Genomic DNA, 16,936 nt, shown 5'->3' with positions numbered 1-16,936 from the left:
TTAGCCTTCCTCTGGTGCCGAGGGCGGGAATCGAACCCGCACGGGGCTCTCAACCCCAGCGGATTTTGAGTCCGCCGCGTCTGCCAGTTCCACCACCTCGGCTGGCAATAAAACTTTACCATCAATACCAGAGAGTGTCAACGAGGTAGACCGTAAAATTACATCAGCGACGCTTTTCAGCGCCGGTTATAGAGAATCCCGGAAAAGCCTTTAATCCAGTTCTTACATCAGGTCAGTAAGGAGAAAACTGAACTCGGGCATACCTGAAGCCCAGGGGCCTATCTCATAAGGCTGGAAGTATATATACAGCCTTCCCGCATTCAGGTAAAAGCCCTGGTCCGGTTGAACGCCCTTGAATTCCGCTGGCCACAGATCTTCTCTTTCTTTTATCTTGCTAAAAAGCAACTCGTTCAGTTTGTTCTCGAAATCCTCGGAAGGAAAGAGGCTTTTCAATGAAACTAAATGGTTCCCACTTATGTCGATATTGTACGTCCGCCTGGCCGCATTGGGGTGGGCTCCTCCAGTGAATTCGCTGAAGATCATATCTATGCTGAGAATGCCGTTACTCAAGTAAGCAGTATAGACCACATAGACATCGAAAGTTCTGAAGGGCCATTCATCTTCTTTGGACGCTTCATAGGCGTCTGCTGCCATCTTTTGGATCTCTTTGCTGTATTGCTCGACTTCGGATTTTATCAGAGAGTTGATATAGGATTCGAAACCTGGTCTGGTAAGCCCTTCAATGAATGGAATCTGAAGATTTACTGCGCATATCGTTGAATCTTCAGTAATATGAGTACCTCCAACGTAAATGATGTTCCCCCCACTGACAAATACCATTTCCGGCAACTCTTCGGTCATAGCCATTGCCAAAACGACTAGAGAAATCATGAAAAGTAACAGTAGCGCTTTCTTCATCTCCATCTCCTCCTCTTCCTTTATGGAAAAACGATCCTTAGACTTCAAAGGGTTTGAAAGGGTTCTTCATAACCGAATCCCTTCCATCAACAGCTGCGGTCCAAACAAACCGTTAGGCTCAAACCGAAACGATACTTTTCAAATACTTCAGATTTTCAGTATCAAAAGCAACGATACAAAACAAGCCTTCGCAGTTACTTTCTACGATTTTATCATGCCATAATTGGGATATATTTGAGAAGGCTGAGAATCACTCTAAGAGAATGTGTGATGCTATGATTGAATCGGAGGTGAAAAAATGATACCTGAGATCACTCTTGACATGGTAAGAGTAACAGAAGCCGCGGCGTTGTTATCTAGCGTTTACCTTGGACGGGGCGACAAAGAGATCGTTGATCAGAGGGCAGTTGACGCGATGCGGGGAATTCTCGATCTCCTCGACATGCGCGGAACAGTCGTGATCGGTGAAGGAGAGAAGGATCATGCTCCAATGCTGGCTGCGGGGGAACATGTCGGTAAATGGGGGGAGGAAGATCCCGAAGTTCTTATCGCTGTTGATCCAGTTGACGGCACAAGACTTGTGGCCAACGGTCGACCCAACGCTTTGAGTGTGATAGCGGCGACTGAAAGAGGCAAGATAGCCCCGCTTCCAACTTACTACGTCGATAAGCTCGCGGTCGGTGAAGAACTTGCCGGGAGTCTCGACATAAACGCAAGCCCGAGAGAGAACCTCAAAATCGCGGCCGCGATTCTCGGTGTCAAAGTGTCCGAGCTTACCGTCACGGTGCTGGAGAGAGAGAGAAATTATCCACTGGTGGAAGCCATAAGGAACGTCGGAGCGAGAATAAAGCTCATAAACGATGGCGATATAGCTGCGGCGATCGCCACGGCCCTTCCCGATGGTGGCACTGAGATATATATGGGGATCGGTGGTTCGCCTGAGGCTGTACTCGCGGCGGCTGCGCTCCAGTGCCTTGGAGGAGAAATACAGGTAAAATGCTGGCCCAGAGACAGCGCAGAGATTGAAAAAACGGAGAAATCCAACTTCAAAATCAACAATGTCTACTGGACACAAGATCTGATAAAGGGCGAAGAGGTTATTTTCAGCGCAACAGGCATAACCGACGGCTCTTTCCTTAAAGGTGTCCGCTTCACCCACAGTAAAGCCATAACCGACTCCATTGCCATGAGATCGAGCACACGAACGGTCAGAAGAATAACCGCATACCACGAGATAGCGTACAAAACTATAACCACAAAGACTGGCGGAGAGGTCTATATCTTCAACAGTCTAATGGGTAAGAGAATATAAAATTGTAGGTTTGAACGACATTGAGTTTCGCTTTTCGGGCTGATTTAATCAACGGGTAACATCCCAACATTGTAGATTTCGATGGCAAAAATCCGTCCATTCGTCTTTACGTTGCAAACTCTCTGAACCTTAACGAAAATAGCTGGTGATATAATAAGCGCAAAACACAGGAGGTCTTGCGAGATGATCTGTGTTCTTCTAAACGACAGTGATTTCGACAGGACACTCTCTCCATTAGAATTTGCGCTTGAAAAGATGGGGGTGCTCTACCGGACATGGAGAACCTTTCGAGAGGGATTTCCGCAGGATGCTTCTTGCTGTGATGGATTAATTATCTCGGGCGGATTTACGATGAAGAATTATTTCGAAGAAAAAAGTGATTTATACGGAGCGAGCTATTTAAGGAATTTCAACAAACCTATCCTGGGTATCTGCCTAGGTATGCAGATACTGGCGAGGCTTGCAGGAGTTTCTCTGGTGGTCTCGAAGGAGCTGGGGCTCTCGAGGGTGTGGCTTGATGGCGGAAACGACCTTTTCAAGGGCATGAAGTCACCTCTTGAAGTATGTCAACGACACAACTATGCCCTGCCTTATGTCCCGCATGGTTACTCCATCATCGCCAGGAACGATTCAACTTTCATTCAAGCGATAGCCTCGAAAGATAACCTGAAGTACGGAATACAGTTTCACCCCGAAGAGATCGACCTCGGATCGGAGATGGATTCGCTAAAGATATTCTCAAATTTTGCTTCTATAGTGGAAAGACATTCAACTGAAAATTCAGGAGGGGGAAAATGAAGATAGGAATAATCGGTGTAGGAAATATAGGAGGAATCTTTGCCCATAGATTGCTGAGCAAATTCGAAGGGCTGGAAGCCCTGTACCTACTGGATAGATACCCGGAGAAGTTGTCCGGTTTGACTTCCGATTCCACAAAGGTAGTCGTCGCTTCCGAACCTTCAGAGATATTCAAAAACTGCACACATGTGATCCTTTCGGTGAAACCGCAGGACTGTATGGAGCTCTTCGCCCAGATAAAGAACGGCAGACAGCACAGTCCTATAATAATAAGCACCATAACTGGTATTCAGATAGATACAATAGCCTTTAACACTTCCATAAAAAAGATCGCTAGAATCATGCCGAACGTTCCGAGCGCTATCGGCAGAGGAGTGACTGGTCTGGTGTTTTCGGAGGGCTTCAACGAAGACGAGCGCCGAGAGGTAAAAAGAATACTTCTGACGATGGGAGATATAGTCGAGGTCAGAGAAAAGGACCTGGCGGCCGTTACCGCTCTCAGCGGGAGCGGTCCGGCCTTTGTATTTGTAATCGTCGAATCGCTCATAGACGTGGGATTGAAGATGGGTCTCTCCTACGAGGTTTCAAGGGAACTCATACTCGGTACCCTGGGTGGATCGGTCGAGCTTCTCAAAGAAAAGGGTAACCATCCTGGCGAATTCAGACACCTCGTCACCTCACCCGGAGGCACCACGATAGAGGGGATTTATTCACTGGAAAGAGAAGGACTCAGGGGAACTATAATGAAGGCTCTCTTCGACACCTATCTGAGGGCGAAAGAGATCAACGCTGAACTGGAGGGGAAGAAATGACGGACCTAACGGAAAAAGGAGTGAAAGTCAGGGAGGCTTACAGATTTCTGAGGCTGGCGAGCACCACCGTTAAGAACCAGGCTTTGAAGGCAATAGCCGATTCTATAGACATGAACCGCGGTGAGATACTCGACGCGAACTCTCTGGATGTTTTACAGGCCAGAAACAGAGAAATCAAGGAATCGCTGATTGACAGACTCGCGCTCACCGAAAAAAGGATAGACGGTATGATACAGGCCTGTCATGACGTGGCGGCATTACCCGATCCCGTTGGCGAGATAGAAACCACCTGGGTCCAAAAAGACGGTCTGAGAATATCCAGAGAGAGGGTTCCTATCGGTGCCATAGGTATGATATACGAATCGCGCCCAAACGTTACAGTCGATGCCTCGATACTGGCCTTAAAATCCGGAAATTCAGTACTTCTGAAGGGTGGCAGCGACGCGATAAACTCCAACAGGGCGATAGTGCAAGCTATAAAACGTGCTCTGAAGACGGTCGGCCTACCCGGCGGATGTGTAGAGTTGATAGAGGATATATCCAGAGATTGTGTTATGGAGATGTTGAAAATGAGGGAATATCTGTCGCTGATAATACCCAGAGGGGGTAGCAGTCTGATACAGTTCGTGGTCAACAACTCAACAGTACCGGTAATCGAAACCGGGACGGGAAACTGCCATATATTCGTGGACTATAATGCCGACCTATCCAAGGCCGTAGCGATCATTGACAACGCAAAAACACAGAGACCGGGAACGTGCAACGCCGTTGAAACGGTTCTTGTGCACGAGAAGATCGCCGGGAAGTTTCTCCCGATGATGAAAGAAACTCTCTCAAGAAAGAATGTCGAACTCCGCGGTTGTGAAAGGTCGAGGCAGTTCGCGGAAATGATCCCGGCTACCGAAGAAGACTACGAGACCGAATTCCTCGACCTCATCCTGGCCGTAAAGGTTGTAAACGATGTTAAAGAGGCAATCGAACACATAGAGAGATATTCATCCCATCACTCGGAGTCTATACTGACCGAAGACTACTCGAACGCCAGGTACTTTTTGAAGGCCGTCGATTCTGCCGCGGTTTACGTGAACGCTTCTACACGATTCACGGACGGTGGTGAGTTCGGTTTCGGAAGCGAGATAGGCATAAGTACTCAAAAACTCCACGCCCGTGGACCCTTCGGCTTAAGAGAACTCACGAGCTACAAGTACACCGTGATGGGCGATTACCAGGTGAGAGAATAATGTCCAGAATAGTGCTTAAAGTTGGTTCGAATTTGCTAGTGAAAAAGAGCGGAGAGCTCGACAGACGTTACATAGCCGAGCTAGCGCGGGAGATAGCCAATCTCAAATCTCTCGAAAACGAAGTGGTTCTGGTCTCGTCCGGTGCTAAGGCTGCCGGTTTTGGATACTTAAGCGGTAGAAGCGCCGAACACGATCTGTACCTGAAACAGGCACTGTGCGCGGCCGGGCAGGTTCAACTGATGAAGCTGTACGAAACTGTTTTCGATCTCTACGGAGAAAAGGTCGCACAGATACTCGTCAACCGAGACGATTTCGGCCACAGGAAGCGCTTTCTCAACCTGAGAAACACACTAATAGGTCTTCTAGAAATGGGAGTCATACCCATAGTGAACGAGAACGACACTACCTCAACCGAAGAAATCATGTTCGGCGATAACGACATACTGGCGGCCATGTTTGCGATGGGCTGGAAGGCCGACTATTTAATACTCATGTCCACAGTCGATGGCATCTACAACGAAGAGGGAAAGGTTATGCGCGTTTTCGATTCGGCCAGCAAGATCAAGAGTATGTCCGGTAGTAGCTGGGGAACCGGAGGGATAGGCACCAAGATTCGCGCAGCAAGAGGGGCTTCGGCATCAGGTATCAAATGCTGCATCTGCAATGGCCGCGAGCTATCGAACATCGGGAAGTTCATTCATGGAATCGAAACCGGCACGGTTTTCGAACCGATCGATTCGTCGCCCGGGGCCAGAAAAATCTGGATAGGTTTTCTATCAACTCCTGGAGGTTCGCTTATAATAAACAGAGGTGCCATTACCGCCTTGAAAAGGGGTAAGAGTCTTCTGGCGGTCGGTGTCGAGAGAGTCGAAGGCGAGTTCTCTCAGGGAGAGGTAGTCAGGATACTCTCCTTTGAAGGTGAGGAAATCGCGCGTGGGATAAGCAACTTCAGTTCCTTCGAAGTCGATAGAATCAAAGGAACAAGAAGCGACAAACTGTCGTCAATACTTGGGCATGACTGTGCGAAGGTCGTCGTCCACATAGACAATATCTACCAAAATTGAGCTTTCTACACTCTCCCCGTCTCTCTACGCCGGGCGAAAGAGACTGTAAAATTGAAAAGGGAGGTGAGAGAGATGTACGTTGCCGTAATGAGGTACCACTTTCGTGAAGAATCTCTCGAGAGGGCCTGCAGGATATGGAAAGAAGCGGTCCTCGAAAGGGCTACCGGACGCGAGGGTTTCATCCGTGCCTTTATCATGACCGCGAACGGTGGAAAGGCTTTGGCCGTAGGCATGTGGGAAGATAAAAGATATGCCGACGAGTTCATGAAAACAGGCGTCTTCAAGGAACTACTAAGCGACTTTACAGATATGATGGTAGCCAATCCCGAGCACGAGGCCTACGAAATGAAGTTCTCTTCGGAGAAGTATTGATGCTCGATAAAATCGACCTGGAAGCAAAACTATCTGGTAAGGAATACTCCTCGGCTCTGGAGTCTCTGGAACCGATTCTCGGCTTTCTCCAGCGAAAACTCAAAGAGAGATCGATTCCGGTGGTTATACTCTTTGAAGGTTGGGAGGCGTCGGGAAAAGGCACGGCGATAAACAATCTCATAATGCCATTGGACCCCAGAGGTTTCAAAGTCTTTCCCATGGCCGGCACAGACGAAAACGACAGATTTCACCCATATCTCTGGCCTTTCTGGAATCGGTTTCCCTCCTGTGGACGCATAACTATTTTCGATAGAAGCTGGTACAAGGTTCTACTGGACGAAGAAAAGGCGATTGGAGAGAGAGAGTTTCTGTCGTATTTGAAAACCTTCAACTCACTGGAAAGACTTCTCACCGATTCCGGCGCCGTAATCATCAAGTTTTTTCTGCACATAGACCGAAAAGAACAGAAAAGAAGACTCGAGAAACTGGATTCGAATCCATCGACTTCCTGGCGGGTGAAGAAAAGAGATTTCCGTCAGAACAAGAACTACGAATCTGTGAAGTCGTTCATCGAGAGGATCCTGCAGGCTAGCGACACGGATATCGCACCCTGGTACATAATACCCTCAACCGATGAAAGGCTTGCCGCCGTACAGATAATGAACACCGTCGTGAACTGCATTGAAAAGGCACTTGAAAGACATGACAGTGTGAACGGAACTGTCAACCCCTGGTCTGGCAACACATCTGTCATAGATTCTCTAGACCTTTCCAAGAGTATGGAGGAGGATCTTTACGAGAAGAGATTGGCCGAGGTACAGAAAAAACTGAGAGAGTATCAGCATATTCTGTACAAAAAGAGGAGGGCACTGGTAGTCGTTTATGAGGGCATGGACGCCGCTGGAAAGGGTGGAAATATTAGGCGTTTAACCGCTAAACTCGATCCCCGCGGTTACGAGGTGATACCAATCAGTGCGCCGAACGATGCCGAGAAGTCGTACCATTATCTCTGGAGATTCTGGACCAATATGCCAAAAGACGGACATATCGCTATCTTCGACCGTAGCTGGTACGGCCGCGTTCTTGTCGAAAGAGTCGAAGGTTTCGCCAGTGAAGCTGAATGGGCCAGAGCTTATCGCGAAATAAACGATATGGAGGAACAGCTCCACGATCATGGAACCGTTCTGGCCAAATTCTGGCTGCACATAGACCTCGAAGAACAACTGAAGAGATTCCAGACGAGGGAAAACGATCCCGTGAAGCAGTGGAAAATTACTCCCGAGGACTGGAGAAACCGTGAAAAATGGAATATTTACAAACCGGCGATTGAGGAGATGCTGGTTCGTACGAGTACTTCGTACGCTCCGTGGACCGTAGTTGAGTCGAACGACAAGAGATACGCCAGAGTGAAGGTCCTGGAAACTCTCGTGAATATGTTAAAGGAGAACCTTTGAGTGAATATATCGACTGATAATAATAAAACACATGTGTTTTTCTGTTTCAACATAACCTCGTCTAGTGCGAAATGTCGCGGAGATTGACATGAAGATTGTTTTTATTATCCTACTCTGTCAGGCAATTCTCTTTCATGGATACCTTTCGGCTTCGCTTGCACTGGTGCTCTCCGGGGGAGGGGTTCGCAGTATTTACCAGATGGGAGTCTGGAAGGCTTTGATCCAGCTCGGAGTGGAGATCGATGGAGTCTTCGGCAGTTCGGCCGGTGCGATAAACGCCGCCGCTGTGGCCAGCCGGGAGTACGAAATGGCTTTACAGTTCTGGCTGGAGCTAGAGGTTGGTACCATCTTCAACATATCTGAAAAGACATCTGAACTTTTGAAGAAGGGCTTCACCGAATGGAAGCTTTTCGAAGCCCTGTCGCTCGCCAAAGAGGTAATAGATTCTCGGGGAATAGACTCCGAACCTCTAGAAACTCTACTGGAAAGAGTGCTAGACGAAGAGAGGATAAGGACATCGGGCATTGATATGGGCATCGTCGTCTATTCCTTGAGCCGCATGAAGCCGCTTGAATTGTCACTCGAAGATATACCAAAAGGTCTGCTTGCCGAGTTCGTTTCCGCCAGCGCAAACTTTCCTCTCTTTAGAAGGGTCGAGATAGAATCTCAAACCTACATAGACGGAGGAATTTACAACAATGCACCGGTGAATATGGCCATAGAAAGAGGCTACAACGATATAATACTTGTAGATCTCCACTACAGAAGACTCAAGGATTATTTCGATATCTGGTGTGCCCATGGAAACGAAGAGATAGAATTCACGGTCATTTCGCCACAACACAACTATGTTGATCTCTTCGAGTTCAACGGGTCAGACCTGAGAAAAACTTTAGTCCAAGGATATTTAGATACTTATTCGGCTATGGGGAAGATCTTTTCTGGCTATTCCTACATATCTTCCTCGACCGGAGATCTCAAGAAGAGATTCATGTCGCTTCGGATCGACCAGAAGAGGGAAGCACTAGCCCTGCTTGGAATCGGTGGAGTAGACGGAGACGGTGAACGAATGTGGATAAGCCTCGAAAAGTTTATGGAAAGGAGCGGTGGCGATGCAGAAACCATCTTCCTGAAGATACTCGACAGATTCGCTTCCCTTCTGGGATTGGAAAGGCTTCACCTATATGATACGGATGAACTACTGGGTATCATCTCCGGTAGTATTGATGACACTCTTACGGTGAGTGGAGGGTTTAGTAACAGAGAGTACATGGAGATGGAGAGATTTCTTCGATACATCCACGAGAACACCCAGGGAGACGGTTCCTCGCTAGAGATATATAACCTTATCTCCAATACTATCGAAAGTCTTCTGGAAAGTTGTGTAGGATTGAACTGAAATAGATCTATAACGCTTTAAGGAGGTTTGAAATGTTCAGATTTCCCAAAGGATTGTATTCCGACGTAAGAATTGAAGATGTCTTCAAGACAGACATCTCTGTTACGCTCGACAGGCTTGACAACATGAAAGAGCAGCGTTACAAGGCCGCATTTATAAGAGTTTTCGACGGCCGGAGGTGGTATTATAGCTCCACAACAGATATCGAATCCATTCAGAGAGAACTCGAAAGGCTTGCCTGTCTCTCAAATCCTGACCCGAACATCGACAATAACAAAGTTGTAGAAACTTTCGAGATCAACAAGGGAAGCTTTCTGAATTTCGGAGATTCAAAGGATATCTCCAGAATGGCTCTGAAAGGGAAGATGGATCTACTGAGTCAGTACTTCCCCCATCTAAAAGAGAGTGAACCGATAAAATTCTGGAGAGGCCAGTATATAGATCAGAGAGTAGTCAAAAGCTTTTATTCAAGCAAAGGCTCGGCACTGGAATTCGATTACCAGAGAGTGGGCTTCAGGCTTTCCTACCAGATGGCCCTCGGCGAGGAAAAGTTCATGGACCGTTACGATCTGGCCGGGAACGACATCTCCCTGCTGAAAGACAGGGGACATGAGGTGCAGGAAAAAATCAAGAGTTCGGAGCACTTTCTCAAGAACGCCACGACTGTCAAACCGGGAAAATATACCGTAGTACTATCGCCGGAAGCCGCGGGAGTTTTCGCCCATGAGAGCTTTGGCCACAAGAGCGAAGCCGATTTCATGCTTGGCGATGAAACGATGATGAGGGAATGGAGTATTGGGAAAAAAGTGGGTAGTGACAATCTATCGATCATAGATGATGGCAACCATGCCGGCGTGGGTTTCGTGTCCTTCGACGACGAAGGCACCAGAGCACGCGAAACCTATCTCATTAAAGAAGGCTATCTCGCCGGTAGGTTGCACAGTGTGGAAACGGCGGCTTTACTGGGAGAGCGGCCTACTGGAAATGCTAGAGCAGTGAACTTCGAATACGAACCGATAGTTAGAATGACCACAACCTACATTTCGCCGGGAGAGTTAACCTTCGACGAACTACTCGAAGGTATAGAGACGGGTATCTATGTCAGTTCTCTCAACCACGGATCGGGAATGTCAACATTTACTCTGGCTCCCAACCAGGCTTTTATGATAAGGAACGGCAGAATAGCCGAGCCCGTAAGAATTTCCGTGATATCTGGAAGCGTCTTCCAGACTCTGAACGAGATAGAGGGTATTACCAAGGAATCGAAGATACTTTCCTTTTCTCTCGGTGGCTGCGGAAAAATGGAACAGTACTCGTTGCCGGTAGGTTTTGGCGGGCCTTATGTCCGTGTTAGATCTTTGAATGTTCAGTGAGGTGTTGAGATGATAAAAGAAAGATATATAACCCATTACGTTGAAAATGCGATCAAAATAGTACAGACACAGGTAAGCTCTATAAGGAAGAAAGACATCAAAAAAACCTCCGTAAGACTCTACGATGGCAAATGTATGGGAGTCGCCGGTGCTCTGGGAGACGAGAATGAAAAAGACTTGCTCGCGAGAGCCAAAGAGTCTTTGAAAATGGAAGTACCCTATCCATTTTCGCCCGGTCGATCGTTGGAACGCGAAGAGGATATTCAATCTGATCTCCAGAGAGAATCGGAGCTTCTCGAAGAAACCGAAGCGATACTTAAGGCGCTCAGGGAAACTCAACCGGGGTTCAGCTTCAGCCAGGTATTCAAACAGAGCACTCTGGAGACCTCTATCGATAACGATTTGGGGTTAAACCTGAGATCCCGTAGAAGCTTTCTCAACCTGACGCTGGTGATAAAGGACAAAAACTCTTCCAACATAATGGACGCGATCACAGGCTACGCAGGAAGAAAGTTCGATAAAGAGGGGTTTCTAGACCTCACCAATATGATATGCGACGCTTACACGAAGAGGATAGAGGATTTTGAGGATGGTTATTACCCGGTGGTTTTCATCGCTGACGACACCACGTACCTGACGAAATTCTACGAGGCGCTTCATGGAATGCTTTTCGGTAGTGGAGGCTCTCTTTTCAGCGGAAGACTCGGGGAGAAACTGTTCTCTGAAGAGTTCACGCTCTATCAGAGCAGGAAGGCCGACGATGGTTTCGAAGGTTCCTTCTTCGATACCGAAGGAAGCTTCAACGATGGGGATATCTTTCCTCTAATTGAAAACGGCGTATTGAAAGCGCCCTTCACAGACAAAAAAAGTGCGGCGCTTTTCAATCTTCCCCATACGGGATCGGCGGGGGGAGAGTACGACGGGATCCCTGAACTTGGTTTTCCGAAATTCAAAATCAGAGAATCCGAAAAGACCGCAAAAGAACTGCTGGGCGGTAAGAAGGGTATTTTCGTTCTCATCGCCAGCGGTGGCGACTTCACGCCGGACGGTCATTTCGCAACGCCGGCCCAACTTGCCTTTCTTTTCGACGGAGAACGTCTCATAGGACGTTTGCCCGAGTTGAACATCAGCTCTCACCTCTATGAGATGTTTGGGAACAGTTTTCTGGGAGTCTCCAGTAACAACTTTTTGGACCTGGAAAACTCCAAAGTCACAGTCATGAACATGAAAGCAGAAAAAAATGTTTAGAAGCGGTTCGAAATTAAATAGGGGGTATAATCATCTTGTTGATCAATTAGTATTTGAAGAGGTGGAAGTGGTGGAACACGGTTACGATCGCAAAAAGCTGGAAGAGGAGTTCGACAACCTTCCCGAAGCGTCTCCCATAGCAGATATAGATCCATTCAAGGGTGACATCATAGCCACGGTCGGCGCGATAGCTCTCGACTATCTCGATCTGTGTGGCGAAGACGTTTTGCTGGATATTGGTACCGGACGTGGCAGATGGGCCGTCGCTGCGGGTGCTCACTGTAAGAAAGTTATCGGTATCGATATAAGCAGAAGAATGATTGAAGATGCCAGGTTGAACGCCGAGAGCTCCGGTGTCGCAAACGTCGAGTTCTACAGGGGCTCTTTCGAAGATCCTTCTGAAGAAGTCGACCTAAAAACAAAGGGCATAAACAAAGTTATAGCGATCTATTCTTTGCACCATCTAACTGATCCTATGAAATCCGAAGCCCTGACCAAACTCGTTTCCCTAATTCAGAGACCTGGAGTTATCGTCATTGGCGATATAATGTGGTTCGACAACCCAAACAACCATCGGGACGAATGGAGCGAAGTTTATTACGACGACAACGAAACGGACCATCCCGCATCGATAGATTTCATCAGAGAAGTCTTCGAAAAAGTCGGAGCAGACGAGATAGAAATTGTCCAGGTCCACCCGCTGGTCGGTCTGATCTGTGCCCGCTTTCTCTGATCGGGGAGATGAGGTCTTGCCAAAACTAATGAGAGTGATAAATCGAGAACAGTGTATAGGCTGCTACAGTTGTATGAGTGCGTGTTCCAGAACTTGGGAAAATGCGCTCACGGTTGAAAAGTCGGCCATGAGAGTTAAAAACTACCCCGGAGTTGAAGGAGCCTTTTCAATCAGGGTATGTTACGGCTGCATAGAGCCTGATTGTGCAGCCGCCTGTCCCACGGGAGCCCTCACTCCGAGGGATGGCGGTGGGGTGAAATTCGAAAAAAGCAGATGCATCAACTGTGGCGCATGCATAAAGGCCTGTGTACCCAGAGCGCTCCAGTGGGATCTGGAAGAGCTTCGCCCGATCGTTTGCAACCATTGTGGCATCTGCGCCGCCTTCTGCCCGAACAACGTCCTCGCGCTTGTGGAGGTGGAGAGGTGAGACATTTCTGGATGCTTGAAATCGACCTTACAGATAGAAAGTTCAAAAAGGTCGATATCACGGAGCTGTTCTCTGAATGGCTTGGAGGAACTGGCGTGGCAACCAAACTACTATACGATTATTGCTATGCAGGTCTCGATCCGTACTCCCCGCAGTCGCCAATAATTTTCGCCATCGGACCTTTGAACAATCTCTTTCCGGTTATCACCAAAACCGTTGCACTTTTCAAATCTCCACTAAACGGCGATCTGGGCGAATCCCATGCTGGAGGCAGACTCAGTCTGGCGATGTACGAGAGTGGTTACCACGCGATTCTCATACGCGGGCGGGCTCCTTCTCTCTCTTATATTGTCATAGAAAATGATACTGTATATATTAAGCCGTGCAATTCTCTAAAAGGCATGTCGGCTCTTGCAACGGAGAGAGTTTTGAGAGATAGCGAAGAAGGGCTCGGCAAGAAGTCGATAGTTCGGATCGGTCCATCTGGCGAAAGACTATCACCGATAGCCTGCGCCACCGTAGATGCCTCGCGTCACTTCGGAAGACTCGGGCTTGGAGGCGTCCTTGGTTCCAAAAATCTGAAAGCTATCATTATTTCTGGCAGTAAATATTGGCCTCTGGAGAAGAAGAGAGAGTATAACTCACTCTATTTAAGACTGTATAAAGAAATAGTTCAGTCTGATTCTATGGCAAAGTACCATGATCTAGGCACATCTATGAATGTCTATCCGCTGAGCAGGATCAACGGACTACCGACGCGGAATTTTTCTCAGGGCTTCTTTGAAGGGGCGGACAAGATATCCGGTGAAGAGTTCGCCCGCTCAAGGCTTTCTCAACAAATCGCCTGCGCCGGCTGCCCAATAGGTTGCATTCATATGGCCACGTTGAGGGAACCATTCAACGAGCCGCATCATATGTACAAAACCATCAAGGTCTCGTACGATCACGAACTGATATACGCACTGGGGTCAAACCTTTCTATCGATTCTACTGACATGATACTGAAGCTACTTCTGCTAGTTGAAAAACAGGGTTGGGACGCCATTTCGATCGGTGTCACTCTTGCCTGGGCTACGGAAGCCTTCCAGAGGGGACTGATAACGGAAAGGGAAACCGACGGTTTAGTGCTGAATTTCGGCGATGGAGAAGTTTATTTGAAAGTTCTGTCGAATATATCGACCGGGAAGAATCAGTTCTTCAAAGACCTTGAAAAAGGGGCCGATTACTGCTCCAAGAAGTATGGCGGAAACGATTTCTCCATTACATTCAATTCCAACGAAGCGCCCGGTTATGTCACCGGTCCGTTTGCCTTTATAGGTTACGCCACCGGTGTCCGTCACTCACATCTGGACAACGCTGGTTATTCTCTGGACCAGAAGGTTGCCACCAGTCCCGTACCCGTAGATTTCGAGAGATCGATCCTGGAAATGTACGAAGAGGGCGTATGGAGAATGATTCTAAACTCGCTAGTCGCCTGTCTTTTCTCCAGGAAAGTCTACGACATCAACACGATAGTCGAATCATTGAATGCCGTAGGAATAGACTGGAGCGCCGATAGATTGACTGCCCTTTCCCACAGAATTCACGGTCTTAAATACCTTTTTAAGGTTCGGAACGGATTCACGTTCGACAAACTCGCCCTGCCCGAGAAACTCTCCCGTGTATATATGACCAACGAAAAGGTTGACCAAGAGAGATTCAGAAAGGGGCTCGAATTGTACGAAATGCTGGTCGAAAAAGACATGCAACTGCTGAAACGGGACCTGGAGTGATCCAGGTCCCCAATCAACAAGTTAGACGGTCGCTAACTTCTTATTCTTTGACCGTAACCTTCGAGCCGAATATACCCTTTCCAGGATCGAAGCCACGCTTCAACGCCAGCTCGTTGGCTATCTTTTGAAGGACGGCCATCATGGGAATCGGAGCGATGATCTCGGGAAGCCCGATTGACACCTTGATGCTCCGTTCGCAAGCGGACTGGAAATTTGTCAAAGTTATCAGTTCACATTTCTGGTAAATATCTCTATGAAGCTCCTCCATTAAAGCGGACGTTTCCCCAGAGGGATTCATAGTCATGACAACGGGTCTGTCGTTCAGCAATTCCAATGGACCATGTCTGAAGGCAGCGCCAGAATAGAAAACGAGACTTAGTTTAGAAACTTCGGCGAACATGAGTCGGGCCATCTTGGCAACACCGATACCATATCCTCGTGCTACGAGTATTCTCTCACGATTTCCCGCCAGGAGTTCAACCAGATGAGTTACATCTGTCTCGAAAGCCTCTTCGATCGATTCCGGAAGCTTGGAGAAATCGATTCTGGTTCCCGACCAGGTCAAGGCCATGAGGAGAGTTGTCAAGATGCTGTTGATGAAAGTCTTCGTAGCTCCCATCGATCTCTCCTTACCTGCAAGGAGCGGGAAAACCTTCTCTCTTTCGAGTCTTTTGCCAGCAGTACTCGACGGATTGTTAGTTACGAGGGCCATTCTGTCGAGAAGGCTCGCGTTGTCGTCCATGAATCTCAACAACTCCGCGCTCTCACCAGATTGACTTATCAGGACGATCGTACCGTAATTCTTTAGAAGGTCCGGCGAGGAATAGGAAATCAACTCGGACATTTCCACACAGTCGCTATCGATTCCCAGGGAACGCAGAAAAGTCGCCGCGACGCTTCCGGCATGGAGCGAAGCTCCCATGCCCGTGAAAAGAACCCTCGAACTGTCCAGTTTTCGGGATTTTTCGCTTATATCGTCTGCAGTGCTCAATAGAAGTCTAACCGCTTCGGACTGTTCCATAAAGTCTTGCTTGAATTGTGACATCAAACTCATCCTTTCAGAAGTTATTTATCGCTGGAAGGTGCCTTTTTTGCTCGTGCTTCATTTCAATATCAGTTTACCACCGCATCGGGGAAAAAACCGTCCGGAAATGTAATAATCGTTGTGGAGGTGAGGTAATGTCGTTTATTAAAACTCGAGACAACAGAGATATTTATTACGAAGTTCACGGCGATTGCGAGAACCCACCCTTGATGATACTGAACGGAATCATGATGTCTACCGCTTCATGGGCTGGGTTTATCGGGGATTTCACGAAACATTTCAGATTGATTCTAATGGATTTCAGAGACCAGGGAAAATCCAGCAGAGAGTCCGTGCAATACCCCATAGAAATACATGTACCGGATATCCTTTCTCTCCTTGATGAATTATCCATAGACAAGATAAATCTCGTAGGGCTCTCTTACGGTGGACAGGTTGCACAACTATTTGCCCTTGATTCGCCCGGAAGGTTGAAAACGTTGATACTGGCGAATACGCCGGCCAGAATTTCACCCTTCCTTGCGGAACTGGGAGAGGCCTGGAAGGAAGCTGCCAAACTTGAAGATGGCGAGAGATTCTTCTCTCTGGCCATTCCCTTCATTTATTCAGATCTCTTCTACAACAACAACCTCCAATGGCTCAAAGCCCGTCAGAAGGCCTTCAAAAATCTCTTAGATGCCGCCTGGTTCCAGGGATTCATAAGGCTGGCCTCTTCCAACCCGGATTTCAATGTCCTGGATAGAATCGGGAAAATAACCTGTCCTACACTTCTGCTGTGCGCCGACAGAGATATTATTACCCCTCTTGAAGAGATGGAGCCGATACACGAGAGGATAAAGGGCTCAGAATTGCTGGTCATTCACAACGCGGGTCACGGCGCATTTCTTGAAAAGACAGCCGAATTCATAACGGCCGTTACGGGGTTTATATTGAAGAATTCTTGAGTTTAACTTTCATAATCATCTTTA

At 47.8% G+C, this 16,936-nt stretch carries 16 protein-coding genes and 1 tRNA gene; 14 read left to right on the top strand and 3 right to left on the bottom strand.

Features of this window, described 5'->3' with window-relative positions; all coding sequences use genetic code 11:
• Nucleotides 1-12 precede the first annotated feature (12 nt).
• Together MESINF_RS12080 and MESINF_RS12075 are read right to left on the bottom strand one after the other, a co-directional pair.
• Nucleotides 13-102, bottom strand: a tRNA-Leu gene (locus tag MESINF_RS12080).
• 120 nt (nt 103-222) lie between these two features.
• Complete coding sequence (locus tag MESINF_RS12075; protein WP_169700176.1) at nt 223-918, bottom strand: DUF3298 and DUF4163 domain-containing protein; 696 nt, start codon at nt 916-918, stop codon at nt 223-225.
• Between the two features lie 298 nt (nt 919-1,216).
• On the opposite strand from MESINF_RS12075, the gene glpX reads away from it, so the two are divergent.
• From glpX to MESINF_RS12010, 13 genes are all read left to right on the top strand, one after another.
• Nucleotides 1,217-2,230: a class II fructose-bisphosphatase gene (glpX, locus tag MESINF_RS12070; protein ID WP_169700173.1), complete on the top strand. Its 1,014-nt coding sequence runs from the start codon at nt 1,217-1,219 to the stop codon at nt 2,228-2,230.
• Between the two features lie 183 nt (nt 2,231-2,413).
• Nucleotides 2,414-3,028 carry a type 1 glutamine amidotransferase gene (locus tag MESINF_RS12065; RefSeq protein WP_169700171.1) on the top strand — a complete coding sequence of 205 codons (615 nt, stop codon included), beginning with the start codon at nt 2,414-2,416 and terminating at the stop codon, nt 3,026-3,028.
• Nucleotides 3,025-3,840, top strand: coding sequence for a pyrroline-5-carboxylate reductase (proC, locus tag MESINF_RS12060; RefSeq protein WP_169700169.1), 816 nt, complete (start codon nt 3,025-3,027; stop codon nt 3,838-3,840). The genes MESINF_RS12065 and proC overlap by 4 nt, the downstream gene beginning before the upstream one ends.
• Nucleotides 3,837-5,081: a glutamate-5-semialdehyde dehydrogenase gene (locus MESINF_RS12055; RefSeq protein WP_169700167.1), complete on the top strand. Its 1,245-nt coding sequence runs from the start codon at nt 3,837-3,839 to the stop codon at nt 5,079-5,081. The genes proC and MESINF_RS12055 overlap by 4 nt, the downstream gene beginning before the upstream one ends.
• On the top strand, nt 5,081-6,145 hold the full coding sequence (gene proB / locus MESINF_RS12050) for a glutamate 5-kinase (protein WP_169700165.1): 1,065 nt from the start codon (nt 5,081-5,083) through the stop codon (nt 6,143-6,145). Before MESINF_RS12055 ends, proB begins: the two co-directional genes overlap by 1 nt.
• Before the next feature lie 72 nt (nt 6,146-6,217).
• Nucleotides 6,218-6,517, top strand: coding sequence for a hypothetical protein (locus MESINF_RS12045; protein ID WP_169700163.1), 300 nt, complete (start codon nt 6,218-6,220; stop codon nt 6,515-6,517).
• Nucleotides 6,517-7,971, top strand: a complete 1,455-nt coding sequence (pap, locus tag MESINF_RS12040) for a polyphosphate:AMP phosphotransferase (RefSeq protein WP_169700161.1) — start codon at nt 6,517-6,519, stop codon at nt 7,969-7,971. The genes MESINF_RS12045 and pap overlap by 1 nt, the downstream gene beginning before the upstream one ends.
• An 88-nt stretch (nt 7,972-8,059) precedes the next feature.
• Nucleotides 8,060-9,370 (top strand): patatin-like phospholipase family protein, encoded by a 1,311-nt coding sequence (locus MESINF_RS12035; RefSeq protein ID WP_169700159.1) that lies wholly within the window; start codon nt 8,060-8,062, stop codon nt 9,368-9,370.
• Nucleotides 9,371-9,402: 32 nt separating this feature from the next.
• Entirely contained in the window at nt 9,403-10,743 is a 1,341-nt protein-coding gene (locus tag MESINF_RS12030) for a TldD/PmbA family protein (protein ID WP_169700157.1), read from the top strand.
• A 9-nt stretch (nt 10,744-10,752) separates the two neighbouring features.
• Entirely contained in the window at nt 10,753-11,991 is a 1,239-nt protein-coding gene (locus MESINF_RS12025; RefSeq protein ID WP_169700155.1) for a metallopeptidase TldD-related protein, read from the top strand.
• A 70-nt stretch (nt 11,992-12,061) separates the two neighbouring features.
• On the top strand, nt 12,062-12,724 hold the full coding sequence (locus MESINF_RS12020) for a class I SAM-dependent methyltransferase (protein WP_169700153.1): 663 nt from the start codon (nt 12,062-12,064) through the stop codon (nt 12,722-12,724).
• Between the two features lie 16 nt (nt 12,725-12,740).
• Nucleotides 12,741-13,151, top strand: a complete 411-nt coding sequence (locus MESINF_RS12015) for a 4Fe-4S dicluster domain-containing protein (RefSeq protein WP_169700151.1) — start codon at nt 12,741-12,743, stop codon at nt 13,149-13,151.
• Complete coding sequence (locus MESINF_RS12010) at nt 13,148-14,923, top strand: aldehyde ferredoxin oxidoreductase C-terminal domain-containing protein (RefSeq protein WP_197712680.1); 1,776 nt, start codon at nt 13,148-13,150, stop codon at nt 14,921-14,923. The genes MESINF_RS12015 and MESINF_RS12010 overlap by 4 nt, the downstream gene beginning before the upstream one ends.
• A 40-nt stretch (nt 14,924-14,963) precedes the next feature.
• Here MESINF_RS12010 and MESINF_RS12005 read toward each other — a convergent pair whose 3' ends face one another.
• Nucleotides 14,964-15,968, bottom strand: a complete 1,005-nt coding sequence (locus tag MESINF_RS12005) for an SIS domain-containing protein (protein WP_169700149.1) — start codon at nt 15,966-15,968, stop codon at nt 14,964-14,966.
• A gap of 134 nt (nt 15,969-16,102) precedes the next feature.
• Here MESINF_RS12005 and MESINF_RS12000 point away from each other — a divergent pair, with 134 nt between their 5' ends.
• Nucleotides 16,103-16,912 (top strand): alpha/beta fold hydrolase, encoded by an 810-nt coding sequence (locus tag MESINF_RS12000; RefSeq protein WP_169700147.1) that lies wholly within the window; start codon nt 16,103-16,105, stop codon nt 16,910-16,912.
• Nucleotides 16,913-16,936 lie beyond the last annotated feature (24 nt).

It is taken from the genome of Mesotoga infera, from assembly GCF_900157305.1.
Lineage (GTDB): Bacteria > Thermotogota > Thermotogae > Petrotogales > Kosmotogaceae > Mesotoga > Mesotoga infera.
This window is presented reverse-complemented; position numbering and strand designations above follow the sequence as displayed.

Bases quoted from the DNA above. Each gene is read 5' to 3' on its own strand.
- proC (WP_169700169.1), top strand. From the start codon at position 3,025: ATGAAGATAGGAATAATCGGTGTAGGAAATATAGGAGGAATCTTTGCC.
- glpX (WP_169700173.1), top strand. From the start codon at position 1,217: ATGATACCTGAGATCACTCTTGACATGGTAAGAGTAACAGAAGCCGCG.
- MESINF_RS12000 (WP_169700147.1), top strand. From the start codon at position 16,103: ATGTCGTTTATTAAAACTCGAGACAACAGAGATATTTATTACGAAGTT.
- MESINF_RS12005 (WP_169700149.1), bottom strand. From the start codon at position 15,968: ATGTCACAATTCAAGCAAGACTTTATGGAACAGTCCGAAGCGGTTAGA.
- MESINF_RS12030 (WP_169700157.1), top strand. From the start codon at position 9,403: ATGTTCAGATTTCCCAAAGGATTGTATTCCGACGTAAGAATTGAAGAT.
- MESINF_RS12055 (WP_169700167.1), top strand. From the start codon at position 3,837: ATGACGGACCTAACGGAAAAAGGAGTGAAAGTCAGGGAGGCTTACAGA.
- MESINF_RS12045 (WP_169700163.1), top strand. From the start codon at position 6,218: ATGTACGTTGCCGTAATGAGGTACCACTTTCGTGAAGAATCTCTCGAG.
- proB (WP_169700165.1), top strand. From the start codon at position 5,081: ATGTCCAGAATAGTGCTTAAAGTTGGTTCGAATTTGCTAGTGAAAAAG.
- MESINF_RS12075 (WP_169700176.1), bottom strand. From the start codon at position 918: ATGAAGAAAGCGCTACTGTTACTTTTCATGATTTCTCTAGTCGTTTTG.
- MESINF_RS12065 (WP_169700171.1), top strand. From the start codon at position 2,414: ATGATCTGTGTTCTTCTAAACGACAGTGATTTCGACAGGACACTCTCT.
- pap (WP_169700161.1), top strand. From the start codon at position 6,517: ATGCTCGATAAAATCGACCTGGAAGCAAAACTATCTGGTAAGGAATAC.
- MESINF_RS12035 (WP_169700159.1), top strand. From the start codon at position 8,060: ATGAAGATTGTTTTTATTATCCTACTCTGTCAGGCAATTCTCTTTCAT.
- MESINF_RS12025 (WP_169700155.1), top strand. From the start codon at position 10,753: ATGATAAAAGAAAGATATATAACCCATTACGTTGAAAATGCGATCAAA.